Source organism: Paenibacillus sp. CFBP13512, from assembly GCF_005233705.1.
GTDB classification, from domain to species: Bacteria; Bacillota; Bacilli; order Paenibacillales; family Paenibacillaceae; genus Saccharibacillus; species Saccharibacillus nuruki.
The window spans coordinates 182,051-198,275 of record NZ_QGAD01000003.1; the positions used below are offsets into that span (position 1 = coordinate 182,051).

At 38.6% G+C, this 16,225-nt stretch carries 16 protein-coding genes; all 16 read left to right on the forward strand.

All coding sequences use genetic code 11. The annotated features are described in order from the left end of the window. Positions 1 to 185: 185 nt before the first annotated feature. Positions 186 to 422, forward strand: a complete 237-nt coding sequence (locus PaeCFBP13512_RS05265; protein WP_069328123.1) for a DUF3953 domain-containing protein — start codon at positions 186 to 188, stop codon at positions 420 to 422. A gap of 166 nt (positions 423 to 588) precedes the next feature. After that, positions 589 to 1,101 (forward strand): YdcF family protein, encoded by a 513-nt coding sequence (locus PaeCFBP13512_RS05270; protein WP_161594218.1) that lies wholly within the window; start codon positions 589 to 591, stop codon positions 1,099 to 1,101. A 29-nt stretch (positions 1,102 to 1,130) separates the two neighbouring features. Next, a complete protein-coding gene (locus tag PaeCFBP13512_RS05275) occupies positions 1,131 to 1,775 on the forward strand; it encodes a hypothetical protein (RefSeq protein WP_137221652.1) in 645 nt (214 codons plus the stop codon). A gap of 90 nt (positions 1,776 to 1,865) precedes the next feature. Then, complete coding sequence (locus PaeCFBP13512_RS05280) at positions 1,866 to 2,762, forward strand: aldo/keto reductase (protein ID WP_137221654.1); 897 nt, start codon at positions 1,866 to 1,868, stop codon at positions 2,760 to 2,762. Between the two features lie 515 nt (positions 2,763 to 3,277). Then, the gene (locus PaeCFBP13512_RS05285) at positions 3,278 to 4,255 is read left to right on the forward strand and encodes a LacI family DNA-binding transcriptional regulator (protein ID WP_137221656.1); all 978 of its coding nucleotides are present in this window, start codon (positions 3,278 to 3,280) and stop codon (positions 4,253 to 4,255) included. A gap of 36 nt (positions 4,256 to 4,291) precedes the next feature. After that, on the forward strand, positions 4,292 to 5,197 hold the full coding sequence (rbsK, locus tag PaeCFBP13512_RS05290; RefSeq protein ID WP_137221658.1) for a ribokinase: 906 nt from the start codon (positions 4,292 to 4,294) through the stop codon (positions 5,195 to 5,197). Continuing rightward, a complete protein-coding gene (gene rbsD, locus PaeCFBP13512_RS05295; protein WP_137221660.1) occupies positions 5,197 to 5,607 on the forward strand; it encodes a D-ribose pyranase in 411 nt (136 codons plus the stop codon). Before rbsK ends, rbsD begins: the two co-directional genes overlap by 1 nt. 58 nt (positions 5,608 to 5,665) lie before the next feature. Continuing rightward, positions 5,666 to 7,147 (forward strand): sugar ABC transporter ATP-binding protein, encoded by a 1,482-nt coding sequence (locus PaeCFBP13512_RS05300; RefSeq protein ID WP_137221662.1) that lies wholly within the window; start codon positions 5,666 to 5,668, stop codon positions 7,145 to 7,147. 1 nt (position 7,148) lies between these two features. Then, complete coding sequence (rbsC, locus tag PaeCFBP13512_RS05305) at positions 7,149 to 8,117, forward strand: ribose ABC transporter permease RbsC (RefSeq protein WP_069328115.1); 969 nt, start codon at positions 7,149 to 7,151, stop codon at positions 8,115 to 8,117. A gap of 34 nt (positions 8,118 to 8,151) precedes the next feature. Then, complete coding sequence (rbsB, locus tag PaeCFBP13512_RS05310) at positions 8,152 to 9,078, forward strand: ribose ABC transporter substrate-binding protein RbsB (RefSeq protein WP_137221664.1); 927 nt, start codon at positions 8,152 to 8,154, stop codon at positions 9,076 to 9,078. Positions 9,079 to 9,341: 263 nt separating this feature from the next. Further along, the gene (locus PaeCFBP13512_RS05315; protein ID WP_137221666.1) at positions 9,342 to 10,481 is read left to right on the forward strand and encodes a hypothetical protein; all 1,140 of its coding nucleotides are present in this window, start codon (positions 9,342 to 9,344) and stop codon (positions 10,479 to 10,481) included. 200 nt (positions 10,482 to 10,681) lie between these two features. Further along, entirely contained in the window at positions 10,682 to 11,113 is a 432-nt protein-coding gene (locus PaeCFBP13512_RS05320) for a hypothetical protein (protein ID WP_069328112.1), read from the forward strand. Next, complete coding sequence (locus PaeCFBP13512_RS05325; protein WP_137221668.1) at positions 11,110 to 13,536, forward strand: molybdopterin-dependent oxidoreductase; 2,427 nt, start codon at positions 11,110 to 11,112, stop codon at positions 13,534 to 13,536. The genes PaeCFBP13512_RS05320 and PaeCFBP13512_RS05325 overlap by 4 nt, the downstream gene beginning before the upstream one ends. Positions 13,537 to 13,622: 86 nt before the next feature. Then, a complete protein-coding gene (locus PaeCFBP13512_RS05330) occupies positions 13,623 to 14,735 on the forward strand; it encodes a hypothetical protein (protein ID WP_137221670.1) in 1,113 nt (370 codons plus the stop codon). Between the two features lie 157 nt (positions 14,736 to 14,892). After that, on the forward strand, positions 14,893 to 15,621 hold the full coding sequence (locus PaeCFBP13512_RS05335; RefSeq protein ID WP_137221672.1) for an SDR family oxidoreductase: 729 nt from the start codon (positions 14,893 to 14,895) through the stop codon (positions 15,619 to 15,621). Positions 15,622 to 15,675: 54 nt separating this feature from the next. Further along, positions 15,676 to 16,098, forward strand: coding sequence for a MerR family transcriptional regulator (locus PaeCFBP13512_RS05340; RefSeq protein ID WP_241669287.1), 423 nt, complete (start codon positions 15,676 to 15,678; stop codon positions 16,096 to 16,098). Positions 16,099 to 16,225 lie beyond the last annotated feature (127 nt).

Consider the following 16,225-nt stretch of genomic DNA (forward strand, 5'->3'; position numbering starts at 1 on the left):
GATTATTTTTGTAAACGCGATACATGTGCTTTATAAAATAAGTACTATATAAAAAAGACTCTATTGTTGATCGATTAGCAATAGAGTCTTTGCTATGTGGAATCGGATGGATAGCGTGCAAAGTAATGAATTTCACAAGCATCGGTTAATGATGTTATAATTTTAAAAGATAAAGGAGGGGGAACATGTTACGAAATAAATTAACTTTTAGGATTATTAGTATGGTTTTCGTTGTAATAGTTATTGGTCTTTGTATTTGGGAATTTGTCACCAAACAGTATACTGGCTATACATATTTATTTCTCGGATTAATGATGATTTCTACCGGAATATTTGTTTTTCAAGATCAAAGAAAAACATTGGCATATATGTATTGGGTGACAGGAATCATTATTTTAATTGCTTTTGGAGTAGCTATTTAGCAATTATAAAAAGGTTTTACATAATCATTTTAAAAAGCAGCTAAGCTTTTATAAGGAGCAAATCATGTTTAAAAGGTTAAAAATAATATTCCGGCATGATCTATTCAAAAGATTAATCGTTACAGGAATGTTTGTGTTTATACTTTCGTTTAGTATCATTGAATCTATGATTATATCTGGCTTTAAGATCAATGATACTCAAGTCAAAGATATAGATTATATGATTATTCTGGGTTCCGGGCTTAGAGGTTCTGAGCTTTCGATCATCTTACAACAACGAGTAGATACAGGCATCGTATATCTCAAACAGCATCCTGATATTCCTGTTATTGTATCAGGTGGTCAAGGTCCAGGTGAAGACATTCCGGAAGCAGAAGCAATGAGTCGGTATCTAGTCAATCAAGGAATCGATCAGACTCGTATTATTCAAGAAAATCGTTCGACCAGCACGTTTGAAAACTTAACATTTTCTAAAGATATTTTGCAATCGAAAGGTGTAAATAATGCTTCCATTATAATTGTTACAAGCAATTATCATCTTTATCGTGCTGAAATGATTGCTTCTACGCTTGGATACAACGTGCACGGCATAGCAAGTCCATCTCTAAGGTATTTGCTACCGCAGAATATGCTACGTGAATATCTGGCGATGATTAAAGCAATGTTACAGCTTTCCTAAAATATTGAGGTATAAAAAGGAGTGATCTAATGAGCGAATTTACGATTGGACATTTAATTCAACGCAAACATAGCGATCTATTGCAGGATGTTAATCCTTTATTTATAGGTCACCTGAATGACGAATGGACACTGTTTTTTATGAAAGATACAGGGATTTATAAAAGGATTCCCGAATCTATTTATGATATTTCGAATACGATACCTGTATTACATTTTGATAACGCAGAAGATCATGGGTGGAGTTATGAGATTGTATTTAAAGGCAAATCGCAAGCTAAGTTTGATTACAATTATGAAATGGAAGATATGGCGTTATATCAATTAGCATTAGATCGTTATCCAGAAGAAGATCCAGTGGAATTGTTATATACAAACCCTGATTTTGAAGGGGTTCGTCAACAATTGCTAGATGAATTACATAATAGTGATATCTATCAAGAGCAGATCAATAACCTTTTTAAAGAGTGCAACGTGGAACAATTCAGTCTGTTTGAAGTAAGTGCAGAACAAATTCAACAATTAAAAACAATAATGACGCAAGAACATGAAGAACAATTGGAATTTATGCATGATTTGGTGGATCAATTTAAAGAAATATTGAACCTTCAGCAAATGAGTTGGATCAATCCAGAACGACTAGAAGATGATGATCTTGAGTTGGAACTAGAATAACCAAAGTACATTATTTTCCAAGTGAGTGATTACGCTTACAGCTGAAGGGTAATAAATTAGCGAATCGATATGACCAAGGAGGTTACAGTAATGGAAAAACGTAAATATGGTAAAACGGATATGGAAGTTAGTGTGCTCGGATTTGGTGGTTCTGAAATAGGAAGCGGAGTTAGTGAAAGTGATGTTAAACAATTGCTCAATAGTGCACTCGATGCAGGCTTGAATGTGATTGATACCGCAGAATGCTACGGGCAAAGTGAAGAATTGATAGGTAATACATTAGCTCATCGTCGAGATGACTATTATTTGTTTACTAAATGCGGACATGCCGCAGATTTCGATGCTCCTGATTGGGACCCTGTGATGTTGGAGCAAAGTATAGATCGCAGTCTCAAACGGCTCAAAACCGATTATGTCGATGTCATTCATTTACATAGTTGCTCTGAAGAAGTGCTACGCCGTGGTGAAGTGATCGAAGTCTTACAACGTGCCAAACAAGCAGGCAAAACACGTTATATGGGTTACAGCGGTGATCATACGAATGCACTATATGCGATTAATACAGGTCTTTTTGATAGTCTAGAAACATCTGTTAATATTGCAGATCAAGAAGCGATTGCACTTACGATTCCAGAAGCGCGTAAGCATGGTATGGGTATTGTAGCGAAGCGTCCGATAGCAAATGCAGCATGGACTCTTGAAACTGTAGGCCCACAAGAATATCCTTTTGTCTATTGGAATCGTTTACGTGATCTTAATTATGGATTTTTGCAAGATGAGGAAGTTCAAAAAAGTATAGAACGTGCTTTACGTTTTACGTTGAGTATTGAAGGTATAGATACAGCAATTGTCGGAACAACGAAGCCAAGTCGCTGGACAGAAAATGCTGCTTTGCTTAAAGAAGGCGCATTACCTAAAGAACATTTTGAAGCGATACGTAGTCGTTGGGAAGAAATTGCAGAGCCAGAATGGGTTGGACAAACGTAAACTTATAAATTTTACTCGAAAAGCTAAACTGTGAATCTGTACATCAACGGTTAAAATAAAGATTTTCCATCTTGTAGTTATACTAAATAAGTACTCAGCTATCTTCTTATGACATGATAAGAGGATAGCTTTTTTGTTATCTTTTTTGTGCATGGAATATTCAATCAATCGAATCGTTGCTCAACGAATAGGGTTTATTTAAACGTTTAATAAGTCTACTGAATGACTATCTATTTTGCAGGTGGAACAATCTAATTTAAATAATCATTTAACTAAATATCTATAATAAACAAAAATTCAATATATGAAAAATTCATAACAGAAAAAGATAAGTTTGCTTTCTTACTGTACAGATTATACACACTTATACATAACTCTACACAAAGAACGAAAAAAAGAAAATCATAACTATCCACCTTCATCAAATAAATTAAAATCTAAAATAATAGTTGTCAAATGTAAAAGGATATGATAATTTATATCTGTAACCGGTTACACATCGAGGTGAAAAGAAAATGACAACGATAAAAGATGTAGCACGCCATGCAGGTGTTTCTGTTGCGACCGTCTCACGTGTTATTAATGAGACAGGCTATGTACATGAAGATACACGGCGCAAAGTAGAAGAATCTGTTCAACAATTGAACTACACACCTAATGAAGTGGCACGTTCTTTATATAAACGCAAATCCAGATTAATTGGTCTATTGCTACCTGATATTACGAATCCTTATTTTCCACAGTTAGCTCGCGGAGTAGAGGATCGGATGCAGGAAAGTGGATTCCGCTTAATCTTTGGCAATAGTGATGAAAGTCAAACCAAAGAACAAGATTACATACAGACTTTTGTACAAAATAATGTAGTCGGTGTGATCTCATCTACTAATGATCCAGGAACAGCTTCTTATCGTTCACTCAAAATTCCTGTTGTTTTTCTAGATCGGATATCGAGTGATCGTCCTGCTGTTTATGCAGATGGCCGAGAAGGTGGTCGACTTGCAGCCCAGCAAATGATCCAGCGTGGAAGTCAGCAGATTACAGTGATGCAAGGGCCGATTCATATTCGTCCTGCTCAAGACCGTTTTCAAGGAGCGATAGAAGTGTTGCAAGATATGGGTATCCATTATCATACAACACAGACATCATCTTTTTCATTTACAGATGCAGATCGCTGGGCAAAAGAATTGTTTGAGCAATACCCTGATACCGATGGAGTGATTGCAAGTAATGATATTGTAGCTACGGCTGTCATTCAAGAAGCATATCGCTTAGGTAAAAAAGTACCTCAAGATGTACAAATTATCGGATTTGATGATATTCCGTTAAGTAGTCTATTATCGCCAGCATTGTCTACGATTCGCCAACCGGCATACGATATGGGCAGAGCGGCAGCTGACTTATTAATTCAATTGATTGAAGGTACAGCAGGAGAACAACGAATCATTCAAATGCCAGTGCAATTTATAGAACGGGAAACAACTCGTAAACTTTAATCTGATCAAGTAGAAATAGAAAGGTGGAATTGTATTATGACTCAATCTCAACAAGCTTCTTCTAAAGCTAAAATCTGTGTAATCGGTAGTTGTTCTATGGACTTGGTAGTAACTTCATACAAACGTCCAGTTGCGGGGGAAACGGTTCTTGGAGAAAGCTTCAAAACCGTTCCGGGCGGTAAAGGTGCTAATCAAGCTGTCGCTGCTGCACGTTTAGGAGCAGAAGTTACAATGATCGGCCGAGTAGGCGATGATCATTTGGGAGCAACCATTTTACAAAATTTCAAAGATAACAATGTCAATGTAGACTATGTGGAACCGGTTACAGATATCGAAAGTGGAACAGCACATATTATTTTAGCCGATGGAGATAACAGCATTATTGTAGTGAAAGCGGCAAATGATCATGTCACTCCAGATTATGTGGCTCAAGCGATTGAAGTGATTCAAGCTTCAGATATCGTTATGATTCAGCAAGAAATTCCAGAAGAAACAGTAACCTATGTTAGTCAAATTTGTGCGGATGCTAATGTTCCTTTGTTATTAAATCCTGCACCAGCACGCCCTGTGAATGACACTGTGATTAAGAACTTGTCTTACATCACTCCTAATGAACATGAAGCAGCTGTTGTTTTTGAAGGACAGACGTTAGAAGAAGCATTACGTCAACATCCTAATCGCTTATTCGTAACCGAAGGTAGTAATGGGGTTCGTTATTATGATGGACAGCAAGAAGTAGTTGTACCTACTTATAAAGTAGAAGCTATAGATACCACTGGCGCAGGCGATACCTTTAATGCAGCTTTTGGAGTGGCTCTAGCAGAAGGGCAGTCTTTACAAGATGCATTACGTTTTGGTAATCGAGCCGCTTCTCTTTCCGTTACCAAGTTTGGCGCACAAGGTGGAATGCCAACACGTCAGGAAGTTGAGGAACAATTGTAATGAAAAAGAATGGAATTTTGAACAGTCATATTTCGAAAGTGTTGGCTGATCTTGGTCATACGGATTATATCGTGATTGCAGATGTAGGATTGCCTGTACCTGATGGAGTACCTAAGATTGATCTGGCATTGACTTATGGAGTACCCAGTTTTCGTGATGTGGTTCATGTTATCTCAGAAGATATGGCAATTGAACAGATCACCATTGCTGAAGAAATGGTAGCGCAGAATCAAGATACATTTTTGTATATGCAAGAAAAGTTTGATCATATCCCATTGTTAAAATGCAGTCATGAAGAGTTTAAGCGCTACAGTCAACAGGCTAAAGTGATTATCCGTACGGGTGAGTCTAGACCGTATGCCAATTGTATTTTGCATGCAGGTGTACATTTTGGAACGGCAGCGCGTTAACAGTATAACTTCTTCATAAAGTAGAAATAGCACAGCAGATTTAAAGGAGGCATTGTATATGCAGATTCAAATGAATGGTATTTACAAATCCTTCGGTACAAACCAAGTCTTGAGCGGAGTCGATTTTGATCTCCGCGCAGGCGAAGTTCATGCACTGATGGGTGAAAATGGAGCTGGCAAATCAACATTAATGAACATTTTGATTGGTCTGCATGAGCGTGATCAAGGAACGATTATTATAGATGGTCAAGAAACGTATTTTGATAATCCAAAAGTCGCTGAACAAAAAGGGATCGCTTTTATCCATCAAGAGCTTAATATCTGGCGTGATATGACGGTGCTTGAGAATTTATTTATCGGTAAAGAGCTAACGTCTAAGTGGGGTTTACTGAACACCAAACAAATGAGAACGCTAGCAAAAGAACAATTACGTAAATTAGCAGTGGATTTGCCGTTACAAGGCGAAGCAGGAGATTGTTCAGTTGGACAACAACAGATGATTGAGATTGCCAAAGCGTTAATGACAGATGCAAAAGTGATCGTAATGGATGAACCGACTGCGGCTCTAACGGAGCGTGAAATTCAGAAGTTATTTGAAGTGATTATAGCGCTCAAAAAAGAAGGCGTATCAATCGTATACATTTCGCACAGAATGGAAGAAATATTTGCGATTTGTGATCGAATTACGATTATGCGTGATGGTAAAACAGTCGATACCAAAGAAATCCCGCATACTCATTTTGATGAAGTGGTCAAAAAAATGGTTGGACGTGAGCTGACTGAGCGTTATCCTGCACGTACACCACAACCTGGCGAAGTGATTTTGGAAGTGAAAGATGCTAGTAAAAAAGGGCAGTTCCAGAATGTAAGCTTTTCGGTACGAGCTGGCGAAATTGTAGGTTTTTCTGGACTAATGGGTTCAGGACGTACAGAAATTATGCGTACCTTATTCGGACTGGACACACTAGATAGCGGAGAAATCTGGATACGTGGTAAAAAAGTCAATATTCGTAGACCGGATGATGCAGTGAAACATGGCATTGGCTTTATTACTGAAGATCGTAAAGACGAAGGGTTAGTGCTCGACTTTTCGATTCGTGAAAATATGGCGCTACCTAACTTATTTAGTTTCTCTTCCAAAGGATTTATTTCAACTAAAAAAGAAGCTGAATTTGTAGATACATTAATCAAACGGTTACAGGTCAAAACCCAATCCGCAGAAACGCCTGCACGTAGCCTTTCCGGTGGTAATCAGCAAAAAGTTGTTATCGCGAAATGGATTGGTATTGGACCTAGTGTATTGATCTTGGATGAACCTACCCGCGGAGTCGATGTAGGAGCGAAGCGTGAGATTTATCAATTGATGAATGAACTTACCGATCGTGGTGTAGCCATTATTATGGTGTCCTCTGAATTGCCAGAAGTATTAGGGATGAGTGATCGCATTGTAGTCGTACACGAAGGCAAGATAAGTGGCGAACTATCCAGTCAAGAAGCTACACAGGAAAATATTATGACGTTAGCTACAGGAGGACAGTAATATGACAACAATAACGAAAGAAAAACCAGATAAAAATTTCAAATTATCAAATGTAACGCAGAAATTAGGTCCATTACTTGGATTTATTATTCTAGTGATTATTGTATCGGTATTGAATCCAGACTTTTTGGAACCGCTTAATATTTTGAATCTGTTGCGTCAGGTAGCGATTAATGCGCTGATAGCTTTCGGTATGACCTTTGTTATTTTAACAGGTGGTATTGATCTATCGGTAGGTTCGATTCTTGCTTTATCCAGTGCATTTGTAGCGAATCTGATGTTAGCAGGTGTAGATCCGATTTTTGCCATTATTATCGGATGTGCAGCAGGTGGCGTTATGGGTATGGTCAATGGATTGATGATCACTAAAGGTAAAATGGCTCCGTTTATCGCAACATTAGCTACGATGACCATCTTCCGTGGATTAACACTTGTCTACACTAATGGTAATCCTATAACAGGGCTTGGCGATAGTATGGCATTTCAATTGTTCGGTCGTGGATATTTCTTAGGAATTCCTGTACCAGCGATCACGATGGCACTTGCATTTATTGTATTGTGGGTCATTCTTCACAAAACTCCTTTTGGTCGTAAAACGTATGCAATTGGTGGTAATGAAAAAGCCGCTATCGTATCTGGTATCAAAGTACCGCGTGTTAAAATTATGATCTACTCACTTGCTGGTGCATTGTCTGCTCTAGCAGGAGCAATCTTAACTTCTCGTCTAAATTCAGCACAACCGACAGCAGGTACATCGTATGAACTGGATGCTATTGCAGCTGTTGTATTGGGAGGTACAAGCCTCTCCGGTGGACGTGGACGAATCGTAGGTACACTGATTGGTGCTCTTATTATCGGTACGTTGAATAATGGTCTGAATTTGTTGGGCGTATCTTCGTTCTATCAAATGGTCGTTAAAGGGATCGTTATTGTAATCGCAGTATTGATTGATCGCAAAAAATCTGCATAATGCGTTGATTTTAAAAGGAAAAGAGGAATCCAGTATGAAAAAAGTTATACCTTTACTTGCTATTGTTATGACTGTTATTTTATTAGCAGGGTGTTCACTTCAACCTCCAGCATGGGCAAAATCAAAAAAATCAGCAAATGCAGGCGAGATTAAGATTGGTCTCTCTGTATCTACTTTAAATAATCCATTTTTCGTATCACTTAAAGACGGTGTAGTCAAAGAAGCCAAAAAACTCAATATTGAAGTGATCATTGTTGATGCGCAAAATGATTCAGCTAAACAAAGTAATGATGTCGATGATTTGATTCAGCAGGGAGTCGATGCACTATTGATTAACCCGACTGATTCAGCAGCCATTTCAGCCGCTGTTCAATCTGCCAACACTTTAGATATTCCGGTTGTGACTTTGGACCGTTCAGCTGACAAAGGAGATGTCAAAGCTCTAGTCGCTTCAGATAATGTCAAAGGTGGTAAGATGGCAGCTGAATACATTGTCAAAGAACTAGGTAAAGATGCTAAAGTGATCGAATTACAAGGCGTACCGGGTGCATCGGCTACTCGTGAACGGGGTAAAGGGTTCCACGATATTGCAGATAAAGAATTGGATGTAGTCGCTAGTCAAGCAGCAGATTTTGACCGTACTAAAGGTCTAACCGTTATGGAAAATCTACTTCAAGGTAACCCAGATGTACAAGCTGTATTTGCTCATAATGATGAAATGGCACTAGGTGCGATTGAAGCGATTCAAAGCTCAGGCAAAGATATTCCTGTGATCGGATTCGATGGTAATGAAGATGCGCTCAATTCGATTAAAGATGGCAAATTGACAGCTACAGTCGCTCAACAACCTGAACTGATTGGACAAATGGCAGTCGATGCTGCTCGCGATGTTCTACAAGGTAAAACAGTTGAAAAATCTATTCCAGCTCCATTGAAATTAGTAACGAAAGAAAATCAATAAAAACGTATGACTTCGCTAAATCAAATAAAGGAGAAGGTCGATATATTATTGACCTTCTTTTTTTGCGTTTTAAAAAGAATACGTATACTTTATATAGAAAGTAAATTATTTCTCACCTAATCTCAACCTAACATTACTTACATACTATGCTATACTAAAGCTACTATTTATTTTGAAATAACAGGTTACTACTACTTAGATATAGGTACTATTTACTGAAATATATTTTATTTCTGTATCACTCGAAAGGAAGATCAATAGGGATGCTGATTATTTTGATGCTGGCTTGCATCATTGTTGGATTAATGACTACACATACGTATAGGCGTAAATCAGATATGCCAACCGCCGCAGGAAGTATACTGATGGTTGGAGGTATTTTTATACAAGGAGCTTGGGGTGAATTAACAGGATTGTCTGTGTACTCTTATGCTACATCGGCATTAGTGATTCTTTTGATTGCGATCTGGATCTATCTATTACTGGGTTATATCACTTCGATTCGTAAAGACGAATTTTATGCTATCCATTTAGCTGATCCTGTGGGTCGGTTTGCAATAGGGACATGGATTGCAGGAACTTCTATTTTACTGATCACGATCTATACTTCATTTCCATCTTCATGGGTCTATGAAACGGTATTGATTCTAGCAGTCATGACTATCGGATTATGGATATTCTTTATGTATTGGGTAGTGAAAAGTATGATCGATATTGCTAAAATGCAAGCTGGACGGCATGTTCATGGCATTGTATTATTGGCTACCGTAGCAACACAATCGATTGCGATGTTATTGTATGATATTTTTGGACATAGTGAAGCGATGTTGATTATTTGCCGTCTGCTGATTGGTTGGGGACTGGTCTTATATGTAGTGTTAGCTAGCTTAATGATCTATCGATATGTACGGTATGCTTGGAATACAGCAGATCAATCGCAAAGTAATAATGTAATGATGTACGGTGCATTAGCCATCACAGGAGTGGCTGTTATTGAGACATCTAGTTGGACACCGAGTAGTATATCGATATTATGGTGGATATCGCTAGCTGTATTACTTGTCGTGGAATGTATTGAGATGATTCGTGCTGTGATGAGAATAAGACGAAATGGCTGGAAAACAGCGGTAGGAACATATGATGTGACACAATGGAGTCGGATATTTACGATCGGTATTTTTAATCTATTTACATGGCGTCTCATCAGTATGAATTCAAGTTCAATCATGAATGCATCACTAGCGAATCTACAGATGAGTGTAATGATCGTAACTGCTGGCATGATGGTCATTTTGTTAATCTGGCAATGTGTACTATCGGTTGATGCATTTATACACCGTCCTGTCGTTGCAGAAGTGCCAGTTCAACGTATCCCACATGTACATTCAAGAAAAATGAAGTAATATCCTAATCATAGCAAAAAGCGTATAGGCAACTTTCTAACGAAGGTGCTCTATACGCTTTTTTGTTTATGTTACAGCAAATGGATCATAAAAAATGTATATATAGACATATATATGAGTGATTGTGGGTAATAATATAGAAATAATTTGAGCTTTATTCTAGAAAGGTAAGCTAATTCATATCATGATGGAGGGACATAATGAATTTTTTGACAACACATTTAGAGCAAATATCGCATGATGTCAATCAGATATTAGAAAAAACAGAACCGATGAAACACCCGCTTATCGAGCTGATTCGTTACACGACCCATGAACAGCGTGAAGCGCTAGATCATCTACTACCTCTACAAGAATCAGACCAGCATTCTAATCCTGATTTAGATAAAATTCGTCCTTATCTCGCGATCATTTATCAAAATAATGAGGTGAGTGAGCCAACGATGCGCGCTTGGGTTCGAGCGGTAGAATGGATGCCTTCTTTTGAGACTGAATATGTTGAAGAGATTGAATCGTTATATCGTAGTGTTCGAGAACAGCTTAATAATATAGCCGATCTTATGAAACAACATTATGGTGAAGCAGCTATCAAATATCTTATTCCATCTTTTTATCTGGGGGTGCAAGTATGAGCTGGCAAGACGAACGTATTGATATGAATGTATACTCTCAAGGTGAAGTAGACCGCTGGGTATATAGTACATGTAATATTTGCTCGGTGGGTTGTGGCTGTCATGTCGCTGTCAAAGATAATCAGATTGTTGGAATTAAAGGCAATAGGAACCATCCTATTAACCGTGGACGATTAGGTCCTAAAGGTGAAAATCAATGGTATGCCAATAACAGTCCCGATCGATTATTAACTCCTTTGATTCGGAATCATGCAGGGCAGTTAGAACCAGCAAGTTGGGAAGAAGCTATGGCACTGATTGTGACCAAAGCCAAAGCGTCTATAGCGAAGCAAGGTAGTAATAGTATCGCTATCTATTCCACAGGACAGGCTTATCTAGAAGACTATTATACAATTGCCAAAATTGGACGTGCTGGTCTGCATACCCATCTGCTAGATGCCAATACTCGTCTTTGTACAGCGACAACAGAATTTTGTTTGTTGCAATCTTTTGGAGCAGACGGTACACCGGCTTCTTTTGATGATGTAGATGTTACAGATACATTAATGTTATTTGGACACAATGTGGCAGAGACAGGTACAGTATTGCATGAACGAATTATGCAACGTAAAGAGCGTGAAGGTCATCCTTATATTATTGTTGTTGATCCTCGCCTGACATTGACAGCTCGCAATGCTGACTTACATTTACAACTTCGTCCGGGTACTAATGTTGCCTTATTAAATGGATTGACGCATATTTTGATTCGAGATGGTTATGTGGATCAGTCATTTGTTGATCAGTATACGATTGGTTATGATCAGATGGCAGCCGCTGTTCAGGATTGGACACCAGAGCGTAGTTCTGAAGTGACCGGAATCCCTGTAGACCAATTAGAGGAAGCCGGGCGTGTGATTGGTCAGACTACTTCTATGGTAACCACTACATTACAAGGTACTTTTCAAAGTGCAGATGCAACAACTGCTTGTGTAGCGATCAACAATATGCACTTGTTGCGAGGGCTGATTGGTAAGCCTGGTTGTGGGCCTTTACATATGGCAGGACAACCAAGTTCCTCAGCGAATCGGACAGCAGGTGGAGTGGGTACTTATCCAGCACAACGTAATCCGATGAATCCTCAGCATATTGAAGAGATGGCGACTTTATGGAATGTAGAACCAGATACATTGCCGACAGGTCCGGAAAAAGGAATAGAAGAGCAGATTGATATGATAGAAGAAGGAAAAGTCACTTTTTTCTGGAATATTGGCACTAATCCTATGGTTTCTTTGCCTAATCGTCGTCGTGCACGCAAAGCGTTAGAAAAGATTTTTGTGGTTGTACAAGATCCTTTTTTAACAGAAACAGCAAAAGTAGCAGACGTTATTCTACCTGTGGCGTTATGGGGAGAAAAAGAAGGAACGATGGAAAATGCAGATCGTACAATCAATATTTTGCGTAAAGCAGTAGAACCACCTCAGGGAGTCAAAAGTGATCTACAGATTTTACTTGATTTTGCTGATCGAATGGAGTTAAAAGACAAAGATGGTCAACCGTTAATTAGTTATTCTACACCTGAAGAATGTTTTGAAGAATGGAAAAAAGTATCTAGCGGTCGTCCATGTGATATGACAGGTATGACTTACGATAAGCTTGAGCAATCCAATGGACTACGCTGGCCTACCAATGATCAACATCCAGAAGGGACACCAAGATTGTACAGTGATTATAAGTTCCCCACACATGCTGATTATGCGCAAAGTTATACCAAAGATCAATTCAGTGGGCGCCCCTTATCTCATGATGAATTTGTCAAAAAAGAAGCGAATGGACGGGCAATTCTACATCCAACTCGCTATCTGGCACCCACGGAACAACCAAATCAAGATTATCCGATGTGGCTTACAACTGGTCGGTTAGTATGGCACTGGCATACCCGTACCAAAACAGCTCGTGCTCCCCACCTACAGATGGCTGCACCAAATGGTTATGTAGAAATACATGAAGATGATGCCGCAGCGATGTCTATTGTACAAGGGGAAGTGGTACGGATTCGATCCCCACGGGGCTGGATTGAAGTACCTGCTCGGATTGGTAAAGCGGTGCAAAAAGGATTGGTATTTGTACCTTTTCATTATGGAAGCTGGGAAGGTAATCAAGCGGCTAACGAGTTAACTGCTGATTTCACAGATCCATTGTCCAAACAGCCTACATTCAAACAAGCCGCTTGTCGAATCGAAAAGTTACGCAAAGAACATATCGTAATCGGCGAAGAATCGGCTGAATATATTGCCGAACAATATAATATGACTGTAGAGCATCTGTTACAAGCCAATCGCTTAAATACACCGTATGATATTCAAATGGGACAATCGTTAGAAGTACTGATCTCTGTTCTTAACACACCTGTTCCACCGTATATCCCGCAACGAGGTCGAGCATAATTAATAAGAATGAAGCGAAAGCCAAACGGGCATTTTGTAGATCACAGCATATAGATTATTTCGATCATAGATAAAGGAGAATAATCATGCTTATAGGTTTGCTACTACTTTTTATCATTGCGATTATGATCACATGGAGTAGCAAAAAGGATGTACCTGTTGTACCAACAGCCACTAGTAGTATTGTCATGGCTCTAGGTATTTTTATACAAGGAGCCTGGCAACAGCTATCAGGTTACAGTCCAAAGAGTATATGGACTTCTCTGTTAGTGATAATAACTGTAGGGATCTGGATATATTTGTTAGTAAGCTATATCGGTTCTATTCGCCGGGGTCGCTTGTATCAAGACCATCTAGCTGATCCTGTTATGCGGTTTGCTACTGGAACGTGGGTGGCAGGTACATCCACATTATTAATTGCTATTCATGCCTCATTTAATCACTTTATTTTAAATGAAATTATTCGCATTATAACTATTCTCAATATAGGATTATGGTTAGTTGTGTTATATGTAATGTGTCGGGGTTGGTACCAAATCCTGCATCAATCTCAGATCCACCGTGTACATGGCATAATATTGCTGTCTACCGTATCCACGCAGTCTCTCGTGCTCTTATTACATCAAATATTTAAGATCGATAATCTGTTATGGCTTCATCAGACTCTTATTATTATAGGGCTGATATTTTATATATGGAGTGTAGTGTTGATTGTCTATCGTTATTGGCAACATCGTCATCCTATAGTAGAGGACTGGACAGATCCTAACTGTATTCTGTACGGAGCACTTGCTATTACCGGAGCGGCTGTACAAACCGTTCATGCTTGGTCTGATGTAGCGATTATTTATTTATGGTGGATCACGTGGATAATATTGATTATCGTTGAAGGAATAGAAGTGGTTCGTGCTATAAGACGTATTCAAGCTAAAGGATGGAGACAAGGGATTGGCATCTATAATACCGCACAATGGACTCGTTTATTTACATTAGGGATGTTTTATTTCTTTACTTTGCGTATCTATCCGTTATATCAGCAGTATACTGAATCACGATGGGCGCTTGAAATGTATCGCTGGATTTTGACAGGGGGTTCATGGATCATTAGTATATTACTTGTGATCGAGATTGGACTTGCTGTTCAAGCCCTATGGTATCACGCGCAGAGAAAGAGAGCAAAAACAAGCAATATGCCATAAAGATGAAAGAAATCTATCATTATTAGAATAGTTAAAAATAGAGAACTATTCGAGTTACCTATTCTTTTGCGAGAAAGCGACTTGACTTGGAGTATACTCCAAGTAGTAGAGTGTGTATAGAACCACTTCATCTACTACTAGAAAAGAGGGTATATACATGAGTCAGAATAAAACAGTGTTCATTACAGGAGCCAACAAAGGAATCGGTTATGAGACAGCGCAACAATTAGGCCGTCAAGGATATACAATACTGGTAGGAGCTCGTGATGAATCTCGTGGGCAAGAAGCGGTCGAAAACTTGTTGACGCAAGGAATAACAGCTCATTTTATACAGTTAGATGTTACAGATACAGCAACGATTGAAACAGCTTCCAGATACATTGAGCAACAGTTTGGTTCGTTAGATGTATTAATCAATAATGCTGGTGTTTCTATTGATGCCATGTCACCACCAAGTCAATACAAAGTAGCAAATATGCGTCTTGTGTATGATACCAATGTATTTGGAGTCGTTGAATTAACCCAACATATGTTACCTTTATTACAGAAGTCTTCTGCTCCACGCATTGTAAATGTATCCAGTGGATTAGGTTCTTTGACTCAAAATAGTGACCCTAATTATGAATATGCTGCTTTTAACGGATTAGCTTATGCCAGTTCAAAAGCAAGCTTAAATGCTGTAACCGTAATGTTTGCGAAGGAATTTAAAGACACTACGCTTAAAGTGAACGCAGCTGATCCCGGGTATACAGCAACCGATTTTAACGACAATACAGGACCACGTTCTGTAGAACAAGCGGCAACTATTATCGTAGAACTGGCTACTTTGGATGAAAAAGGTCCAACAGGGCAATTTTTCGATGAAAATGGTGTTGTACCATGGTGATATACATTTAATCAAGGAGATGACAATAGACGTATGATCGATATTCCTGAACACATGACATCTATTAAGGAAGCTGCTGAATTGACTGGATTGAGCGAAGACACTATTCGCTATTATGAAAAGATTGGGTTACTACCTTATGCAGATCGTCAGCCCAATGGACATCGAGCATACAGTAAGCAACAAATTCAAGGAATCATTTTTCTAACCCGACTCAAAGCGACAGGGATGACGTTAGAACAGATGAAGAATTATCGTGAATTAGCGGTAGTCGGTAAAAGCACATTAGACACAAGATTACAAATACTCAAAGAGCACCATCTCAAAGTCAAACAAAGTATTGCTGAGTTGATGGAGACACAACGCTTTTTGGAATATACGATAGATCATTATATAGAAACAGACCAGAATCCAGATATCCACAATCATGAATGTGATGCTGTCGTTAGTGAAAGAATGTTAGCTAAACATAGGTAAATGGATATCAACACATAAAAAAGACGTATCTTCTTTGAAAAGAGGATACGTCTTTTAATATGAAATATAATACTCTTTCTTGTTAGTTACCTGAAGATTGATGATCTAGTCAGCTAATCGCTCAGAA

Coding starts and splice junctions, on each gene's coding strand:
- PaeCFBP13512_RS05270 (WP_161594218.1), top strand. CDS start 589: ATGATTATATCTGGCTTTAAGATCAATGATACTCAAGTCAAAGATATA.
- rbsD (WP_137221660.1), top strand. CDS start 5,197: ATGAAAAAGAATGGAATTTTGAACAGTCATATTTCGAAAGTGTTGGCT.
- PaeCFBP13512_RS05335 (WP_137221672.1), top strand. CDS start 14,893: ATGAGTCAGAATAAAACAGTGTTCATTACAGGAGCCAACAAAGGAATC.
- PaeCFBP13512_RS05285 (WP_137221656.1), top strand. CDS start 3,278: ATGACAACGATAAAAGATGTAGCACGCCATGCAGGTGTTTCTGTTGCG.
- rbsB (WP_137221664.1), top strand. CDS start 8,152: ATGAAAAAAGTTATACCTTTACTTGCTATTGTTATGACTGTTATTTTA.
- PaeCFBP13512_RS05275 (WP_137221652.1), top strand. CDS start 1,131: ATGAGCGAATTTACGATTGGACATTTAATTCAACGCAAACATAGCGAT.
- PaeCFBP13512_RS05265 (WP_069328123.1), top strand. CDS start 186: ATGTTACGAAATAAATTAACTTTTAGGATTATTAGTATGGTTTTCGTT.
- PaeCFBP13512_RS05330 (WP_137221670.1), top strand. CDS start 13,623: ATGCTTATAGGTTTGCTACTACTTTTTATCATTGCGATTATGATCACA.
- rbsK (WP_137221658.1), top strand. CDS start 4,292: ATGACTCAATCTCAACAAGCTTCTTCTAAAGCTAAAATCTGTGTAATC.
- PaeCFBP13512_RS05320 (WP_069328112.1), top strand. CDS start 10,682: ATGAATTTTTTGACAACACATTTAGAGCAAATATCGCATGATGTCAAT.
- PaeCFBP13512_RS05300 (WP_137221662.1), top strand. CDS start 5,666: ATGCAGATTCAAATGAATGGTATTTACAAATCCTTCGGTACAAACCAA.
- PaeCFBP13512_RS05315 (WP_137221666.1), top strand. CDS start 9,342: ATGCTGATTATTTTGATGCTGGCTTGCATCATTGTTGGATTAATGACT.
- PaeCFBP13512_RS05280 (WP_137221654.1), top strand. CDS start 1,866: ATGGAAAAACGTAAATATGGTAAAACGGATATGGAAGTTAGTGTGCTC.
- PaeCFBP13512_RS05340 (WP_241669287.1), top strand. CDS start 15,676: ATGACATCTATTAAGGAAGCTGCTGAATTGACTGGATTGAGCGAAGAC.
- rbsC (WP_069328115.1), top strand. CDS start 7,149: ATGACAACAATAACGAAAGAAAAACCAGATAAAAATTTCAAATTATCA.
- PaeCFBP13512_RS05325 (WP_137221668.1), top strand. CDS start 11,110: ATGAGCTGGCAAGACGAACGTATTGATATGAATGTATACTCTCAAGGT.